Consider the following 16,193-nt stretch of genomic DNA (forward strand, 5'->3'; position numbering starts at 1 on the left):
GTTTAGAATATATCTATAACATTTTTTTATTATGTTTTTAATTTTATTAATATTTTTTGGCTATAATAATTAATATATGGCAGATACTTCAGCCAAAAAACTGCCATATTATTTTAAACTTTTCTCGTATTTATTAATTTTTTTAAAAATCATTTTTTCTTTTAATACATTATGGCAAAAATAAGCACTACCAAAATGATTTCCCTTAGTCGTTTTTTCAAAATTTCTATTAGTGTGATAATCTATCCTTAAATCAAAAACTATTAGTTCTAACCCATATTTTAAAAATAAATCTACTCTAGCCTTACCTTGCAATGCATTTATTGGCATTAATAAGCAAAATGGTTTATTTAACTCGTAGCACTTTTTCAAGACTTTATCTTTTTTGCTATACGGTGGATTTGAAATAATAATATCGTAATGTTCTTTAGGTTCATAATAAAAAAATCCCCCCCCCTACTATCATCAATGTGAGAGTAAATTACCTTATTACCATTTTTTGTAAAAAGCTGAACGAATGCTGACCATTCCTTATCAAATGGACACCATATTGTTTTGCTTTTAGGAATAAATTCTAGTAATGGCTCTACTGCATAAAAAGGTGTATATACTTCATCACCAGATGGAGTTTTATCACAAGTTAAATATGCTTTATTAACTGCCATGCTTATATTTATATATTCTATTGTTTAAAAAGTAACATTGCATTTTACCAATTGATTACATCGTTTTTATTAGATATGTTAGTGTTTTTAAACATTATGTTTTCAATAATTTCTAAGCTTTTAATTCTTAGTAAAATATAAATTCTGCTATAAAAAATAATGCAATTTATTAAATTCTCTTTTGTGATTTTATCATTTAATTCAAGTTTAAAAATATTATTATTTTTTATACATTCATATTCTGTTGCGTGTTCTGTTGCGTGTTTAACAATATTATCTATATCTAGTTTTTTTAACTCATTTAATGTAAAATCTTTTAATTCAAATTTACAAATATAAAGAAAAAAACCTATATTATTATATTTATCTGCTACATATTCTATTTTAGCATTCCACTTATCTAATTCATTAAAGCATAAAATACTTTCTGCATTAATAGAACAACCATAAGCTTCATAATTAAGTTCTAATCTATTTAATTCTAAAATATCAATCATATAATCAATACCACATTTGAAAAAATCAAAAACATTTTTTTTACTATCTTTTTTTGTGTCTAAAAAACAATTATCTTGTAGATGTTTTTTTAATTTTTCTATATAAAAATCAGCTTCTTTATTAATAATATAATTCATCTTTTTTCCTTTTATCTATGTATAGGTTTTGAAATGTCTTTTTGACTCTCTTTTACATTAGCAACTTTATTTTCTTTTATAATTTCTGCAATGTTTTCTTTAAGTTTTTGTGTAGCCTGTGCTTCTTTTAACGAAATGGCTTGTTTGGAATTATCAATAACTTTTGCATTGCCATCTTTAAACATTTCAAAAAAATCTAAAGTAGCTTGATAAACTCCATTTAATTCTTCATCGTGTAAATTTATTGAGCGTAAATCATTAAATATATTTTTAAAATTTTCTTGTTTTTCAGGTTGTTTAAACTTACCACCTTCGCCAAATCTTTCTAACAATTCAAATATTTGTTTGTTTGTATTTTTGTCTGCAACTTCTTTATTTAAATTCGTATTTGATAAATTTATCAAGTGGTTTAAATCCTTACCAAATGCCCCAACGCCTAAAGGAGTATTTAGTTCTTGCTCTTTTCCATTGAGCTTTATTTTTAATTTTATAAACTCGTTGGGGAATTTTAAATTTTCTTTTGCACTGGCTTTAACAATATCATCTAACATAACTAAAGATTGAAGCAATGCATTTTTTTCGTTATCTTTAAATTCTTTATTAGTTGAAAATATATCCTGTCTTTTTTTATCCATATATTCAACTGATATTATTGTAATGCTTTCAAATTTATCTTTCATGCTCTTTCTCCTTTATAGATAAATCATTTATTATTTTTAAATCATATTTTTTACATAACTCATCAAATAAAGAATAGAATTCTTTTTCTTTTTCTAAAAGCATCATTGCTTGCTTACCTAATTCAAGAAAAAATTTATTTTCTAAATCTTTTTTCTTTTGCTTGGCATCTTTAAGTTTTTCTTCTAACGATGCAATAATTTGATCTTGTTTTGAATACATAATATCTCCTTGAATAATTTTATTTATTATATCACAAAATAATTATTATTTTAATAAAAAAATCTTTTTATTAATTAATTTATATCTTATAATTTTAATATTTTAATATTTCTATTTACTTAAAAAAGTTATTATTAATTTTAGAATAAAATAAGGTTAGGCAGGATAGACAAAGTATCCAAAAAGTGCCATACACTTTTTTTATACTATTGTCAAAACTGCTGTTAGCTCTTATATGTTATTAGCGTGAAAGGAATAGATATGGATAAAATTAAGAATGATATTTTAACTTTAGGAAGTGTTACTAAATTAGTTGAACATGAAGATTTTGAAAATTTTATAAATAAATTAAATAATGTTGATTTTAAAACTATTACACGTCGTATTTTACATAACCTTTCTTTTCATTTTAGATATGATGATTATACACAGCAAACCATAAATCATCCAGAGCAATTAATTCCATTATTATATAGTCATAGCAAACGCTTTGAAATTCGTTGCATTATCAGACAAAGTCTTTATAAAATAATGTCAAATTATTTTCCTAAAATAGATATTAAGTTATTAGATATTGAAACTATAAAAAATAATTTTTTAGAAGAACAAAAGAACTATAAAGACTATCATGCAGATTTAGTAACAAAAAATATAAGACCAAGATTCGATGATAAATATCGTTATGGTTTTAAAGTTAGAGTAACCGAAAACGAATTTTTTTATAATGCAAAAGATTGTGATAATTTAAATAAACTTGAATTTAAATTTCATCAAGATTTGGGTGTTCATTTAACTCTAGTGGATACTTCAAAATGTTATTCAATGGATATAGATACCGTTTCTAAAAATGTAAATATTTTAAGTCACCCAAAGTTAATTGCCGAAGAATTTGTATCTATGCTTGAAAAAATAAATAATAGTCAACCATATTTTAATTTTATATGCTAGTGGGAAAAAATGAGCTCTAAAAAAACTACAATTAGATTAAAAGATTATGCACTTGAATATTTAGATAAGTTAAAAGAAACTAAAGGAGTTTCATATACTCAAGTAATACATGAGCTTATACTAATATGTATTAAGGAGAATTATAAATTTTTAAAAGATGAAAATATTAAAGATGTGGAAACCAAGTATAAAGAGATTAGAATTTTCATAAGCAAAGATGAGTATGAAACATTAGAAAATTTTAGAAAAATACACGGCTTTAATTCAATAACTAAAGAAGCTAAATATTTAATATTATCATCTTTAAAAGATGAAAAATATATTAGCAAAAATCAATTTAATGAACTAATGAAAGCTATTGTAGAAATTAAAAAAATAGGTGTAAATATAAATCAAATTGCAAAAGTTTTAAATGAAAAAAGATTTGATAACTTTAGTCCTGACATGCAAAAATTTAATAAAATTGTAGAAGATACAAACAATGAAATTAAACTAACAATAAAGCAAATTGTATCAGACTATATGGCTTTAACAAAGAGATTAAATGGCTAAAAAAATATATTTAGAAGATGAAGAATTAAGAGCTAAAAAAGTATTTATTAAAAAAGAAAAAGTTGCAAAACTTCCTAAAAATTATAAAAAACGCACATTACATAAAACATATATTAATAGTAAAAAAAATACTGAAGTTATGATTAAAATAGCCAGTTCATGCTATGATGCAAAAAGCTTGAAACGGCATTTAAATTACATTTCAAGAAAAGAAAAGTTGGAATTATTTGATCAAGATAGCAATATATATAATAACAATAATGAAGCTATTGAAAATTTTTTAGCGTATGATGAATTTGAATATGATACAAGTAAAAATAAAAAGCAAATAAAGGAAACACACAATATCATATTTTCAATGAAAGATCATAAAAATGCACCAGTAGAAAAAATCAAAGAAGCTTTAACAAAGACTTTAAAAACTAAGTATCCTAATAATAGTTTTCTAGTAGCTATGCACAAAGATACAGATAATCCACATTGCCATGTTGTATTAAAAGTAAAAGATAATTTTGGTAAAAGACAACATATAAGAAAAAAGGATTTGCAAGATTTAAGAAAATTATTTGCACTAGAACTCAATGCTTTAAAAGTAGAAGCAACTGCAACAATAAAAACTAAAATTAATTTAACTCCTAAAGTGTATAAAGAAAAAGATAAATATATGAATTATCATGAAGTGGTAAGTTTCGGTGATGCATTATATGATTTTAAAGAAGATAATGAGCCAAGCTTTTATGTAAAAATGAAGGATAAAAATGATAAAGAATTTATATTGTGGGGCAAAGACTTAAAAGAAGTTGTAGATAACAATAATGTATGCGTAGGTGATAAATGCTATTTTGCTGTGACTGATCAATTAGAAGCAAAAGTGACAGCTAAGAAAAAATTACCTAATAAACAATTTCAATATTATGAATTAACCACTTATAAAAATATATGGGAAGTATCTATAAAAGATAAAAGCGAAAAGCATTTGCAACCTTTAAAGCAAAAGCAGAAATCTAAATATAAAATATTAACCAAAGATGAGTTTAAAACAGAGAGCCTTAAAAGTAATACACTAAATAAGCAAGATGAATTTCAAAATAAATTTAAGTTTAAAGATAAAACAAAATATAAAAATATAGAAAATATAGAAAAATAAAATATTTTAATACTTAATAAGGAGACAGTATGATTGTTTTTCTTACCAAATTGAAAAGAAAATTTTCAAAAGAAATTATAGAGAAAGAACCTAATGTGGTAGAAAATATTATTGAAGTTTTCGCAGATATTTGGAGTCTAACAGTAGTAATCGCAAGATGTAGCAACAATATAGTGCATGGTGAGTTTTTGAGTAGCTTTCCATTTGATAAATCTTTATCACCTAAGTTTATTCATTATATAATAAACTATACAAGAGATAGAAAGCTAAAAGAATTAAAAAATATATTACTTAGCTTAACTAAGAATACGCCTTTAGAAATTCTATATAGATCATTATATAAAACCTTTTTAAACTTGGAAAAACATAGTGAATCATATTTAACATATCCAAATCAAAATATAGATAAACAAGAGCTACAAAAAGCACTAAATAAAATTAAAAAAGATATTGATGATTTATCAGATCATATTCCATGCTCATATCACATAAAATTAGAATTTAACAAAAGGAGAAAACAATGTTGAATACATTTAAAACATTATTTACAGAAGTTTTGCCTTATGCATATCAAAGTAATGATTTTGCTTCAATTATATTTATATATTTAATACCTATTATGTATATGTTTTTGTTCTTCTATAAATGGTTTGTAATAGGTAGAACACTTAAAGAACAATGGGATGCTATGACAATATATACAAGCTTTATATTAATAATGACTCTCGGAGCGTATATAGCACAATACGCTGTAATTTTAGATTACAAAAATCTATACCCTGTAACTATTTTTATAGTGTTTTATGCAATTATATTTTTTACAGTATTAACATTATTTAATATATTAGGATTAATAATAATTAAATTGGAATTAAAAGAATTAATATGAAAATTATGCAAATAAAAAAAATCTTTGAGTATTTACCTATCATTATAATCGTATATTTAGTTTATATTTTTGCTAATGGTTATATTAACAATAAATATGAAGATTATGTTTTTATAGATACCGATAACAATATAAAGATACATATAGTATCTAATCCTGTAATACAGATTCCAAAACATAATGAACTTTATAAAGAAAAAGAGCGTGGTCAAAAATTTTCATTGCAACACTTACTTAGAAGTGAGAAATTATATATTTGTGAATTTGGCTCTAATTCTAAATATAAAATAATAGATGATACTTATTGTATTAGAATGATTTTAAAGTATGGACAAACTAATTTTAAGAGTAAAATTTTAATTAATTTTATAAAAACTCAATATGAAGAAAAATTAAAGGAGTTATAATGCCAATATTTATTGCTATATCAGCTATGCTTTCAATTGTTGCGATTATATTGATAATTATTTTTATTTATGAATATTTTTTTGGGAGTTTTCCATTAATTAAAAAATATTATAAAATAAAATTTCATGAATTTTTATTACTTGATGAAGATGCTATTAAAGATTTAAGAGAAAGTGCTACAAGAAAATTATATAATGCAATAATCAATAGGAATAATAATGAATAAAATATATTTTAAATTTTTAAAATATATTAATTTAATTGATATTTTTGTTTTAATACTTTTGTTTTTAAGAAATTATTCTACAACTGATTATGAGGCAAAAATACATATAATTACTATTATTGTTTTTTTACTTGTTATAATTAATAATATTTATCATATTAAAAGAATAGGAATTAAGCGTAAAATTTTATTTATCTTATATACTGCTGGTATAAAATTATTTTCCTATCAATTAATTATAAGCCTTTTGCTAAGATTAGATGAAATTAAAGATTTTGAAAACATTATAATGTTTTTATTTTGGTTTTATTTAGGATATTTATTTTTAAATAGCTATGGATTTATACTAGAAGATAAAAAAGAAAATTAACAATATAATGCTTCCACCAACACACATTATCTTCTTTTTTATTTTTTTATGGTAGAATAAAATTAAACATAAAAAAAGGAATTTGTCTATGGAAGAATTGATATTTTTTGTAAAATTTTGTGAGTCAATCTTTGGTAACGATTATTCAACTCGCTTTGATGCATTAAACTATACATGTATTATTTTATTTATATTTTTCAGCATTTTTAGCAATACTAGATCTCTTTCTTTTATTGGGTCTGGTGGTTTATTGTTTTTAAATATATGTAATGCATTAACAGGGTATAGTTTGGCTCAAAATTCTGGTGCATACTTACTTGCATACTTTACAATCATGTTATCAGTTTATTTATTAGAAGAAAAATCAAATACTACAACAATTCATAGCTAAGTAGTTTTACTTAGCTATTTCAATATCGCTTCCTTTTGTTTTATTTAATACATTTTTTAATACATTATCCATAACATTTTTTGATATAGCATTTTCTTTTTTGATATTTTTATCAATACTAAAATCGCTAACATATTCAACTATTTTTAAAGCATCTTTTGTTGCTTGATATAATTCATTTGGATTATTGTTTATAATCTTTTTCCATGAATTAATATATGATAAATGTTCGCTAGGATCAAAATCAATATTTAATTTTTTACATAACATATAACTAGCAATTTCTGCTCTCAATTCTTCTCTTGCGTATTGCTCACTACCAAAACCACCTTCTAAATTTCTATTTAATCTATTTTTATGTCCTGTCCAATGACCTAATTCATGTAATGCTACACTATAATAACCCATTTCGTTTTTAAATTGCTGTTTTTCAGGTAATACTATTTTATCTAATGAAGGATTATAATATGCTCTATCGCCTAGTTTATGCTCAATAATAGCTCCTGAATTAGCCAATATTTTTTCTGCATTTTCAATTGATTTAAATTCAAAATTAGGATCTACTTTAAATTGTTTTCGTTCTGGCATATTTTCTATTTGCTCTGCATTAAATAAAGTATAATGCTTAACTATATATTTTTTATCATCATTTAAAGATATAAGTCCTTCTTCCATCTCTTTTTCTAAATCTGTTGTTTTAGGTTCAATAACACTAACAAACCTAATAGGAACGCCTTTCTCGCCTTTTTTAACAAAACCACCTAGATCTTTTGCTTGTTTAAAGGTTAGCCATCTAGGATCTTTATATCCCTTTTCAGCAGTAATTATCTCTAATAACAAAGCATTACAACCGTTATATTCTTGTTCTGTAATAGCATTATGTGGATTATTTTTTAGACCTGTTGCTTTCCATGGCTGTATCCATGGTGCAGTGTTATTTTCTAATGATTTTATAAGTGTATTTGTAAAATCTTCAATATATTGATGATTTTTATCAGCACTAGAGTTATTGAATTTTATATCACTCATTAATATCACCAGCACTTTCCAAAAAGTCAATAATACCTAATTTTTTAGCTTCTTCTTCACTATAAATTGCAACCACTTCTCCATCTTCTAATAAATCTATTTCTTGATTAAAATCTTTATTTTGCATTAATTTCCCCTATCTTTTGTTTTATCATTATGTTTTTTTTCATTTGTTATTTTCATAAAATCAGTAAAATCAAAACCTTTAGACAATTCAATTTTAAACTGCTTAGATACTTGCTCCCAATCAAAAATTTCTATCTTTTTGCAGGTATTCTTAAGTTGTTCTGCAAGTGCTTTTGCTCCATTCTTCCCAGCATCATCATAGTCATAACAAATAGTTATATTAGTATCTTTAAAAAGATGAATATATTTATCTTCTACTAAACTTGTAGCAGAACCAAGAGTGATCGCTCTAAATCCATTTGCAATTGCATTTAAACAATCTTTTTCTCCTTCAACAACCAAAATAGCTTTATTTAAATTAGTTCTATATTCATTAAGATCGTTTAAATTAAAAGGGCAACGCTTTTTACCTTTTGAAAACATTACTTTTGGTAACTGTATTAATTCTTTATTACTACCCACGAATGGCTTAGGACTAGGATTATATTTCCATAAAGTCATAGCCTTATTATCAAGATCACGAATAGGCATTATTAACCTATCTGATTCTTTAGAATATCCTATCTGATATTTTTTAGCTAATTCAATTCTTTTGTGATTATCAATATTTGGCAATGTTTGTTTTAAAAGTTCGCTATAACGAGTAAAATTTTCTTTTCTTTGCAATTCGTAATTAGATATATAATCTTCACTTATAGATAGCGATGAATGCTCCTTGTTTTCTTTAAAACTAGGTTCGCTTAGTGCATATTGTTTATTATTTACACCCATAAATTCATTTACTTTATCAAAAGCTTCCTTTTTAGAATACTTATGAAATTCACACAATAAATCAACACAAGAACCATACCAACCACTACCAAAATCTTTAATTCTACCATTAAGATTGATTGAAGCACTTGCAGTTTTTTCATCTCTTAATTTAAATCTAAAATATCTATCAACTTCATAACCTAATTGAGTAAGTATGTATGCAGTATCTTCTCTAGTATTCATTTTACCCCCTTTATTTAATAATTGCATTAGTATTTTTATATACTATTTTTTGTTTTTTTCGCAATTTATTTAAAACCTTTATATTGTAATTGTTATTTGAAATTCTACCATTATAACAATTTAGACCTTTGTAATTAAATCCCCATTTTTTAAAACATTTGGCTAGATATGCACTTGCATATCGCACATTAATTTCTGGATCATACAAATCATTTAATGTTAAACCTAATTTTTTTAAATTTTCTTCATGTATAGAATTAACTTGCATCAAACCTATATCGTAAGTGCCATTGTCGTTTGCTTTATTTATCGCACTTGGATTAAAATTACTTTCAGTTTTTGCTATTGCCCACAAAAGCTGCGATGGAATCTTATGTATTTTAGAGTATTTAACAAATAACGCATCATAGGCATTTTCATTTGCAAAACAAATAAAAGGCAATAGTAAAATAAAAATTAATTTATTTTTTATCATCTTTTTTGAGATCTTTATACTCAAATTTACCTATATCTGTTTCTAATATTAATTTTTTTATAGGATAACAACCTGAAACGAAGTAAAATTTTTCCCCTTCTTTCAATTTAATTTCAATTTTTTTTCTTTCTATTATTGATTTGGTATTTTTCACACCTTTGTCTGTAAATTCTGTTGAATAGCCATATTTAATCATTTCATTACCGTTTTCCGATACATCCCAAAAATTATGCATATTTATAGGGATCTCTAATCCACATTTTCCATCTTCAGCAACAATAGAAGTAATAGTAGTATCAGTTTTTGCTTGAAAAAATAAACAATGTTTTATATATTTACTAACATATTCATGTCCGAAATTTGGTTTATTAATATCTTCTCCACAAGAGATAAAAAGTGTCGCTGTAGCTAATGCTACTAAAATTTTATATTTTTTCATTAAATTCTCCTTAAATAATATTTAAATTAATTTTAATTTAAAATAACTTTATATAACTTGAAATGATTGTTTTAAAAAATATTTTAATTAAAGGTATATTTTAACACACCCAATCGCTTCACTAACTTCTTCATTTGCAAAACAAATAATAGAAATCAATAAAGAAAAAAAATATTTTCCACATCTAAAGTTCTTTATTTATATCTTTATTTTTACCAATATCAGTCATTTTTTCAATATTTTTAATAGGCAAACATAAATTACCGTTTTCGTTAAATAATATATTAGAACACACATCACTAACCCATTTTTTCAATGGCGTATTCAAATCTATTAATTTTTGCTTATCCACTTCTAAACATTTAATTAATTTATTTGTTGAATTATCGTAAAGTTTTAAGTTATCAATAAGTGGCAGTGATTTTATTAAATTTAATCTACTTTCTTTATATCTTTTAATAATAAGATTAGTTTCAATATTATGCCCACCACGATTAACCCTTGCTTCAACTCTTTGTATATTAAGATTAGAGTTATCAAGCCCAATATATATAATTTTGACATTAAAACCATTGTTTTTAGCCTGTTTTATTCTATTTAAAACACTTTTACCTGAAAGCGTAGTTTCCATAGAAAAAGAAATTTTATTTTTAATACACGCATTAAATGTATTTATAGCCAACTTAGAGCCTAGTGCATTATTGCCATTATTATCTTTAATAAATTTATCTGGATCTATATTTATTAAATTTAAAAATTCAATTTTATTTGCAAACCTATAAGTAGATTTCCCACTTCCATTTGTGCCTGCCAAAAATAAAGCTATAGGTTTATTCATCTAACAATACCTTCGGCTTTTAAATAAATATTCATATTTTCGGTCATCTTTTCACTTTTATAAACATCAGCTTCTTTAGTTTTTCCTAATTCAATCAAGTTTTCATATTCAATATGATCTCTTAATGATTTTTCAGTAATTATTCCTTCATCATCGCTATCGTATGATTTATGCAAACCCATCTGTATCTTTTGATAAATATTCTCACTCATAGTATCTTTTAAGCTTTCAAGGTATTTTAATGCTTGTTCTTTATTTTCTAAAATTACAAAATCTGACATCTTATCTCCTTTCAATTATTTTAATTTATTTTAACATAAAATAAATTAAAATAAATTAAAATAATTTTTCAAAAATATCTTAATTAAGGTATGCCTTAACATACTCAACCACTTCTTTACTTGCTTCTTCATTTGCAAATGTTTTTATTTGATTTATGTAATACTTATTTCTATATTTTATAATCTCTATTGTATAGTGCTTATACTTATAATCTAAAGTAAAAATTCCACATTTTTCACTATTGATTTTATCTATATAAGAAGCAACGCAGTTTTTATTTCTTCTACCTTCTTGGATTAAATCAAAATTAGTTTTAATCATTTTAAAATTATCAGGTAATTTTAACTTTAAGAATGGATTATCTTTTTTAATAACCATTTTGTTCTTTTTAGCTATTTTATAGTCATATTCAACCACTAAATCATCGTGTAGCGATTTAAGTCTTTTTACTGAAGTTATATCTAAATTAATAGGTCTTTTAAGCGATATTGATAGTTTTATATAATCTGATAATAGTATTCTAAAATCATCAAGACTATAATTTAAATCTATTTTAAAATCATTAAACTTAAACATATAATTAGATAATATTCGTTCTTTTGAATAATTTCCATAATCATCATAATTTAGTTTTAAAACATTATGCCATACTCTTTTATAGTGTGTGGCACTTAAATATTTTTCTAAATTAAATAATGCTTTTGATTTTGCTAAATCAATTTTATTTACTACTTTAGGTATATTTTTATTCGGATATTTTAATTTTAATAATTCTTGTTTGTTTGGTGTGTTTTCTAATAGTTTTATTTCTATTTTCATATAATAGCTTATAAAATCTTCTTCATTAGCATTTTTTAAATCATATAAAATATCTTTAGCTACATTTGAGTTTAAAAATGATAAATATGTATATGCAAAATGCTTATTTAAACTACATAAATGCTTTAAGGTTGCTGGATACTTATTTTTATTATTCATAAAACCATATATATCATATAGGCTATTTTCTAAAATAAATGTTCTTATTGTTGTATTTCTTCCATAAGTATTAATAATATCATCACGAAAACTACAATATAAGTAATTATTTATATCAAACTTTATAGTATTGTAATATAATGAAACGCTTATTGTAAGTAAATATATTTTTTTATCATTTAATGAAAAATAATCGCACACATTAGTTTCTTTAATAATATTCAGCATATTAAATAGCTTATAAGTATCATCAGTTACTAATATAGCAATTTTATCAATTTGATAGCATACTAAATAATTACTCTCGTAATATTCTATAAAAGGGATAAGATAAGAAAAATCACTCCTTATCTTATCTTTAAATTGCTTTCTATCATCTAAACAAGAACAGTTAAAAAATTGCATTATTTTTTAGGTTTTCCATTATCATCATAAAACATTGCTTTGCAACCATTACGCCAATTAGAACAACCCCAAAAGTAATTACCTTTTTGTGATTTTTTACGCTCTAATACTCCAGCACCACATTGTTTGCAAGGATAAATATTTGCATTATAACCATCAGGTTTTCCAGCTTTATCATTATATGTTTTGGAGCAACCACCCTTATAATTAGAACAACCCCAAAAATATTTATCATCTTTTGTTTTTCTTCTTTGCATACAACCATTATTGCAAACTTTACATGGATATGTTTTATCTATTGCATTATCACTTGCAAATGTTTTTAAATCATCATTGTTTTTCAAACTCTCTATATCGTTTTTTACATCATTAAATACTGCTCTTAAAAAATCATTTCTGCTTAATTTAAAAGCTTCTATATCTTTTTGATTTTCAAACCACAACGCAGTCATATCAGGACTTGTCAGAAGCTTAGGTGATAGCTTTATTAAATTTCTTCCTAAATCAGTAGATTTAATCTTTTTCTTAACTTCAACAATATATCCACGCTCAAATAACTTTTTAATATGCTCACTTCTTGTTGCTGGTGTGCCTATGCCACCACTTTCACCCTTTTTATCCTTATCCTTTTCTTTTAGAAGTGCTTTTATTTTTTCATCTTTTACATATTTACTTACACTTGTTAAATCTTTTAATAAAGTTGCCATAGTATATAATGGTCTAGGTTTAGTTTGTTTTTTATTTATATTTATATTACTTGAATAAGATTTGCAGTTTTCAAGTGTGCTTAGATCTTGTGAATACTCTTCGTTTTCTTGCTCTTCATCGGTATTAATTTCGCTATCATTAGTATCAATAAATTCGCTAAAACCTGCAAATGTAGTTTTATTTGAGCTTGTGCTAAATTCATATTCATCATACTTAAAAACTACACTAGTATGCAAATATTCTTTAGGTTTAAAAAATTGTAATGCAAATCTTTTTGCTATCATTTCATAAACATTTAATTCATCTTTACTTAAAGCTTTTATATCAACTTTTTGTTCCGTTGGAATAATACCATAATGAGCCGTTATATTGTTATCATTAAATGCACTACTTTTAATACTAGTATCAGAATTATTTATAATATTTGTAAAACCTGTTAGATTATTTTTTATAGCTGATAAAATTTCTGGGCTTTCTTTATGCAAATTCTCTGGTAAATATTGACAATCTGATCTATTGTAAGATATTAGCTTGTGTTTTTCCCTTAAACTTTGTGTAATTTCTAATGTTTTATCAGGCTTATAGTTAAATATTTTAGAGCATTCAGCTTGAAGCAAAAGCAAATTATATGGTAGTGGTGGATTTTCTATTTTGTTTTCATGATTAACTATGCAATCAAATTCTTTATTTTCACATTTTGATTTTATATCATTTGCAACCACTTCATCAACAATTTTTTCGCTTGTTTTTAAATTAGCTTTTAATTTTAAATTTTCTGTTTCAAATTCTCCTGTTAAAGTATAATAGTAACTTGATTTATGATTTTCGTTTTCCAAATCTCTAGCAACTATCATAGCTAAAATAGGAGTTTGAACACGACCAACACTTAAAACACCTTTATATCCACTACTTTGAGCTATAGTAGTATATGCACGAGTTAGATTGATTCCAACAATCCAGTCAGCTTGGCTTCTAGCAAATCCACATTCGCTAATACCTTTAAAATCGCTATTATTTTTAATTTCACTTAAAGCTTTTTTAACACCTTTATCAGTTAAATCATGTAATAATAATCTCTTTACGCTTCCTTTATAGTTTGCATAATTTATTATTTCATCTACTAAAATTTGACCTTCTTCATCTGCATCACCACAATTTATAACTTCAGTAGCTTTTTTTAACAAATCACAAATTATTTTAAGCTGCTTTTTAGAGCTGTCTTTAGGCTTGTATCTAAACTCATCAATTTGTAGTGGCAAATCATTTATATTCCACTTGCCCCAATCTTGCTTATAGTCTTCAGGCATAAAAAGTTCTAAAATATGTCCAAAAGCCCAAGTAACAATATCATTACCTTTTTGAATATATCCATCATTTTTAACAGTATTTTCATTTAAATTATTTGCAATCACTCTTGCTAATTCAGGTTTTTCAGCTATGAATACTCTCATCATTTCTCCCATTCTTTCTTGTTATTTTCGCTACTGGTTTTTACCACACCTTTTTCTATTGCTTTATTTAAGCTTTCACTAAAGAACTTTTTATTATTTTCTTGTATAATGTCTTTATTATCCGTAGAAAGTGCGTTTGCACCAGATGAATTTTTATTCATCAGCTCCAAGTCGTGAGGTTTTTCCAACATAGTCGTATGCAGGGTGTTGGGGTCTGCATCTACGGATTGCTCTAAATTAATATTTTTTTGTATTCTTTTTAATTCACTAACTCTCATTTTATTAGCATGATAAATTTTTAAGTTATTTTTACCTATAACTACATCACCTATTTTTTCTTTACTTTCATATAATTTATCAAGTTTTTTCATTGCATAAACATCTATATTGTTTTTTGCTTCTTTAACAACTTCAGGATTGCTTACTACTTCTTGTATTACTTCTTTTACTTCAATTAGATTTTTAAACATTTCAGGGTGTTTATCGTATAAAGCTTTTAAATCTGCTTTTGCTTCATTGCTTGATAAAATATTTGCTAAATCCTTACCAAGCTTAAAAATCTCCAATTCTTTCTCACTCATATCAGTCCTTTAGTGGGCTAAATAGCCCACATATTATTTATCTATCCATACTTTTATCTTTAGCATAATTCATAATTTGCTCTGTTCCACTTTCTAGTTTATTACCTGCTGGACTTTGAATAGATTTAATTACTGCACCTTGCGATTGAACAAAATCAATCTCTATATTTGCTGATTTATCAATTTTATTTACAACTTGCATTAAATTTGGATATTTTTCAAGAGTTGTGTTTTTTGTAGCACTTAATGTAAAATCAACACCATCTTTAATTAGTGAATTAAATTTGTCAATTATTGCATCATCATTTGTCTTATCAAATGCATATCCTTCTTTAGTTTTAGTTGCGTATAATTTTTCAGCATTTTGCATTAATTCTCCTGCTTCATTGCGTTTTTCAGGTTGAATTTCTATTGCTATTTTATTAAACGCATATGCTTTACCATCTTTACTAATACCTTTTTGATAATATGCATCAGCTTTCATATAGGTTTCGCCAGTTTCTTTATTTCCTACTTTTAAATTCAATGGAATTTTATCAGCATCAACTGACTTTAAAAAAGCATCAATAGAATTAATCTTATTAAAAACATCTCTTGCATTAGGCTTTTGCCCTTCATATTCTTGCAATGAACCAAAACCGATGATGGTTTTATCATCTCCTACTTTACCACTTGTTACAAAAACATTCATATTTTCTCCTTTGTAAAATAATAAATAAAATTATATATACATATAATTTTATGTATAATTTTG

Annotated in this window: 25 protein-coding genes; 9 read left to right on the top strand and 16 right to left on the bottom strand. The window is 24.5% G+C overall.

All coding sequences use genetic code 11. From position 1 onward, the window contains the following. Positions 1-108: 108 nt before the first annotated feature. The 5 genes from AVBRAN12642_RS07255 to AVBRAN12642_RS07275 are packed head-to-tail and all read right to left on the bottom strand — an operon-like array spanning position 109 to position 2,200. Positions 109-372, bottom strand: coding sequence for a hypothetical protein (locus AVBRAN12642_RS07255; protein WP_336608158.1), 264 nt, complete (start codon positions 370-372; stop codon positions 109-111). Further along, positions 369-665, bottom strand: coding sequence for a hypothetical protein (locus tag AVBRAN12642_RS07260; RefSeq protein WP_336608159.1), 297 nt, complete (start codon positions 663-665; stop codon positions 369-371). Before AVBRAN12642_RS07260 ends, AVBRAN12642_RS07255 begins: the two co-directional genes overlap by 4 nt. Before the next feature lie 44 nt (positions 666-709). Continuing rightward, entirely contained in the window at positions 710-1,300 is a 591-nt protein-coding gene (locus tag AVBRAN12642_RS07265; RefSeq protein WP_336608160.1) for a hypothetical protein, read from the bottom strand. Between the two features lie 11 nt (positions 1,301-1,311). After that, entirely contained in the window at positions 1,312-1,980 is a 669-nt protein-coding gene (locus AVBRAN12642_RS07270) for a hypothetical protein (RefSeq protein ID WP_336608161.1), read from the bottom strand. Further along, positions 1,970-2,200, bottom strand: coding sequence for a hypothetical protein (locus AVBRAN12642_RS07275; RefSeq protein WP_239803178.1), 231 nt, complete (start codon positions 2,198-2,200; stop codon positions 1,970-1,972). The genes AVBRAN12642_RS07270 and AVBRAN12642_RS07275 overlap by 11 nt, the downstream gene beginning before the upstream one ends. A gap of 261 nt (positions 2,201-2,461) precedes the next feature. Here AVBRAN12642_RS07275 and AVBRAN12642_RS07280 point away from each other — a divergent pair, with 261 nt between their 5' ends. From AVBRAN12642_RS07280 to AVBRAN12642_RS07320, 9 genes are all read left to right on the top strand, one after another. Next, the gene (locus AVBRAN12642_RS07280) at positions 2,462-3,148 is read left to right on the top strand and encodes a hypothetical protein (RefSeq protein WP_239803179.1); all 687 of its coding nucleotides are present in this window, start codon (positions 2,462-2,464) and stop codon (positions 3,146-3,148) included. 9 nt (positions 3,149-3,157) lie between these two features. Next, positions 3,158-3,700, top strand: a complete 543-nt coding sequence (mobC, locus tag AVBRAN12642_RS07285) for a plasmid mobilization relaxosome protein MobC (RefSeq protein ID WP_239803180.1) — start codon at positions 3,158-3,160, stop codon at positions 3,698-3,700. Continuing rightward, positions 3,693-4,847, top strand: a complete 1,155-nt coding sequence (gene mobP1 / locus AVBRAN12642_RS07290; protein WP_239803181.1) for a MobP1 family relaxase — start codon at positions 3,693-3,695, stop codon at positions 4,845-4,847. Before mobC ends, mobP1 begins: the two co-directional genes overlap by 8 nt. A 29-nt stretch (positions 4,848-4,876) precedes the next feature. Next, positions 4,877-5,374, top strand: a complete 498-nt coding sequence (locus AVBRAN12642_RS07295) for a hypothetical protein (protein ID WP_239803182.1) — start codon at positions 4,877-4,879, stop codon at positions 5,372-5,374. Next, on the top strand, positions 5,368-5,736 hold the full coding sequence (locus AVBRAN12642_RS07300) for a hypothetical protein (RefSeq protein WP_239803183.1): 369 nt from the start codon (positions 5,368-5,370) through the stop codon (positions 5,734-5,736). The genes AVBRAN12642_RS07295 and AVBRAN12642_RS07300 overlap by 7 nt, the downstream gene beginning before the upstream one ends. Next, the gene (locus AVBRAN12642_RS07305) at positions 5,733-6,143 is read left to right on the top strand and encodes a hypothetical protein (protein ID WP_336608162.1); all 411 of its coding nucleotides are present in this window, start codon (positions 5,733-5,735) and stop codon (positions 6,141-6,143) included. Before AVBRAN12642_RS07300 ends, AVBRAN12642_RS07305 begins: the two co-directional genes overlap by 4 nt. Beyond that, positions 6,143-6,370 (top strand): hypothetical protein, encoded by a 228-nt coding sequence (locus AVBRAN12642_RS07310; protein ID WP_239803185.1) that lies wholly within the window; start codon positions 6,143-6,145, stop codon positions 6,368-6,370. The genes AVBRAN12642_RS07305 and AVBRAN12642_RS07310 overlap by 1 nt, the downstream gene beginning before the upstream one ends. Beyond that, on the top strand, positions 6,363-6,740 hold the full coding sequence (locus AVBRAN12642_RS07315) for a hypothetical protein (protein WP_336606990.1): 378 nt from the start codon (positions 6,363-6,365) through the stop codon (positions 6,738-6,740). The genes AVBRAN12642_RS07310 and AVBRAN12642_RS07315 overlap by 8 nt, the downstream gene beginning before the upstream one ends. A gap of 88 nt (positions 6,741-6,828) precedes the next feature. Continuing rightward, complete coding sequence (locus AVBRAN12642_RS07320; RefSeq protein WP_239803187.1) at positions 6,829-7,131, top strand: hypothetical protein; 303 nt, start codon at positions 6,829-6,831, stop codon at positions 7,129-7,131. A 6-nt stretch (positions 7,132-7,137) separates the two neighbouring features. On the opposite strand, the gene AVBRAN12642_RS07325 is transcribed toward AVBRAN12642_RS07320, so the two are convergent. From AVBRAN12642_RS07325 to AVBRAN12642_RS07375, 11 genes are all read right to left on the bottom strand, one after another. Beyond that, entirely contained in the window at positions 7,138-8,160 is a 1,023-nt protein-coding gene (locus AVBRAN12642_RS07325; protein WP_336606991.1) for an ArdC family protein, read from the bottom strand. Then, positions 8,153-8,287 (bottom strand): hypothetical protein, encoded by a 135-nt coding sequence (locus AVBRAN12642_RS07330; RefSeq protein ID WP_275591983.1) that lies wholly within the window; start codon positions 8,285-8,287, stop codon positions 8,153-8,155. Before AVBRAN12642_RS07330 ends, AVBRAN12642_RS07325 begins: the two co-directional genes overlap by 8 nt. Beyond that, complete coding sequence (locus AVBRAN12642_RS07335) at positions 8,287-9,282, bottom strand: toprim domain-containing protein (RefSeq protein ID WP_336608163.1); 996 nt, start codon at positions 9,280-9,282, stop codon at positions 8,287-8,289. Before AVBRAN12642_RS07335 ends, AVBRAN12642_RS07330 begins: the two co-directional genes overlap by 1 nt. A gap of 10 nt (positions 9,283-9,292) precedes the next feature. Next, positions 9,293-9,757 carry a lytic transglycosylase domain-containing protein gene (locus tag AVBRAN12642_RS07340; protein ID WP_239803191.1) on the bottom strand — a complete coding sequence of 155 codons (465 nt, stop codon included), beginning with the start codon at positions 9,755-9,757 and terminating at the stop codon, positions 9,293-9,295. After that, entirely contained in the window at positions 9,744-10,196 is a 453-nt protein-coding gene (locus AVBRAN12642_RS07345) for a hypothetical protein (protein ID WP_239803192.1), read from the bottom strand. Before AVBRAN12642_RS07345 ends, AVBRAN12642_RS07340 begins: the two co-directional genes overlap by 14 nt. 184 nt (positions 10,197-10,380) lie before the next feature. Continuing rightward, positions 10,381-11,034 carry a zeta toxin family protein gene (locus AVBRAN12642_RS07350; RefSeq protein ID WP_336606993.1) on the bottom strand — a complete coding sequence of 218 codons (654 nt, stop codon included), beginning with the start codon at positions 11,032-11,034 and terminating at the stop codon, positions 10,381-10,383. Beyond that, positions 11,031-11,315, bottom strand: a complete 285-nt coding sequence (locus AVBRAN12642_RS07355) for a hypothetical protein (RefSeq protein WP_239803194.1) — start codon at positions 11,313-11,315, stop codon at positions 11,031-11,033. Before AVBRAN12642_RS07355 ends, AVBRAN12642_RS07350 begins: the two co-directional genes overlap by 4 nt. 79 nt (positions 11,316-11,394) lie before the next feature. After that, entirely contained in the window at positions 11,395-12,699 is a 1,305-nt protein-coding gene (locus AVBRAN12642_RS07360) for a PcfJ domain-containing protein (RefSeq protein ID WP_239803195.1), read from the bottom strand. Further along, a complete protein-coding gene (locus tag AVBRAN12642_RS07365) occupies positions 12,699-14,858 on the bottom strand; it encodes a DNA topoisomerase 3 (protein WP_336608164.1) in 2,160 nt (719 codons plus the stop codon). Before AVBRAN12642_RS07365 ends, AVBRAN12642_RS07360 begins: the two co-directional genes overlap by 1 nt. Further along, positions 14,858-15,439: a hypothetical protein gene (locus AVBRAN12642_RS07370; RefSeq protein ID WP_239803197.1), complete on the bottom strand. Its 582-nt coding sequence runs from the start codon at positions 15,437-15,439 to the stop codon at positions 14,858-14,860. The genes AVBRAN12642_RS07365 and AVBRAN12642_RS07370 overlap by 1 nt, the downstream gene beginning before the upstream one ends. 37 nt (positions 15,440-15,476) lie before the next feature. Beyond that, positions 15,477-16,130 (bottom strand): hypothetical protein, encoded by a 654-nt coding sequence (locus AVBRAN12642_RS07375; RefSeq protein ID WP_239803198.1) that lies wholly within the window; start codon positions 16,128-16,130, stop codon positions 15,477-15,479. Positions 16,131-16,193: the final 63 nt, after the last annotated feature.

Origin of the sequence: Campylobacter sp. RM12642 (assembly GCF_020137635.1) — a bacterium.
Classification (GTDB): Bacteria; Campylobacterota; Campylobacteria; order Campylobacterales; family Campylobacteraceae; genus Campylobacter_E.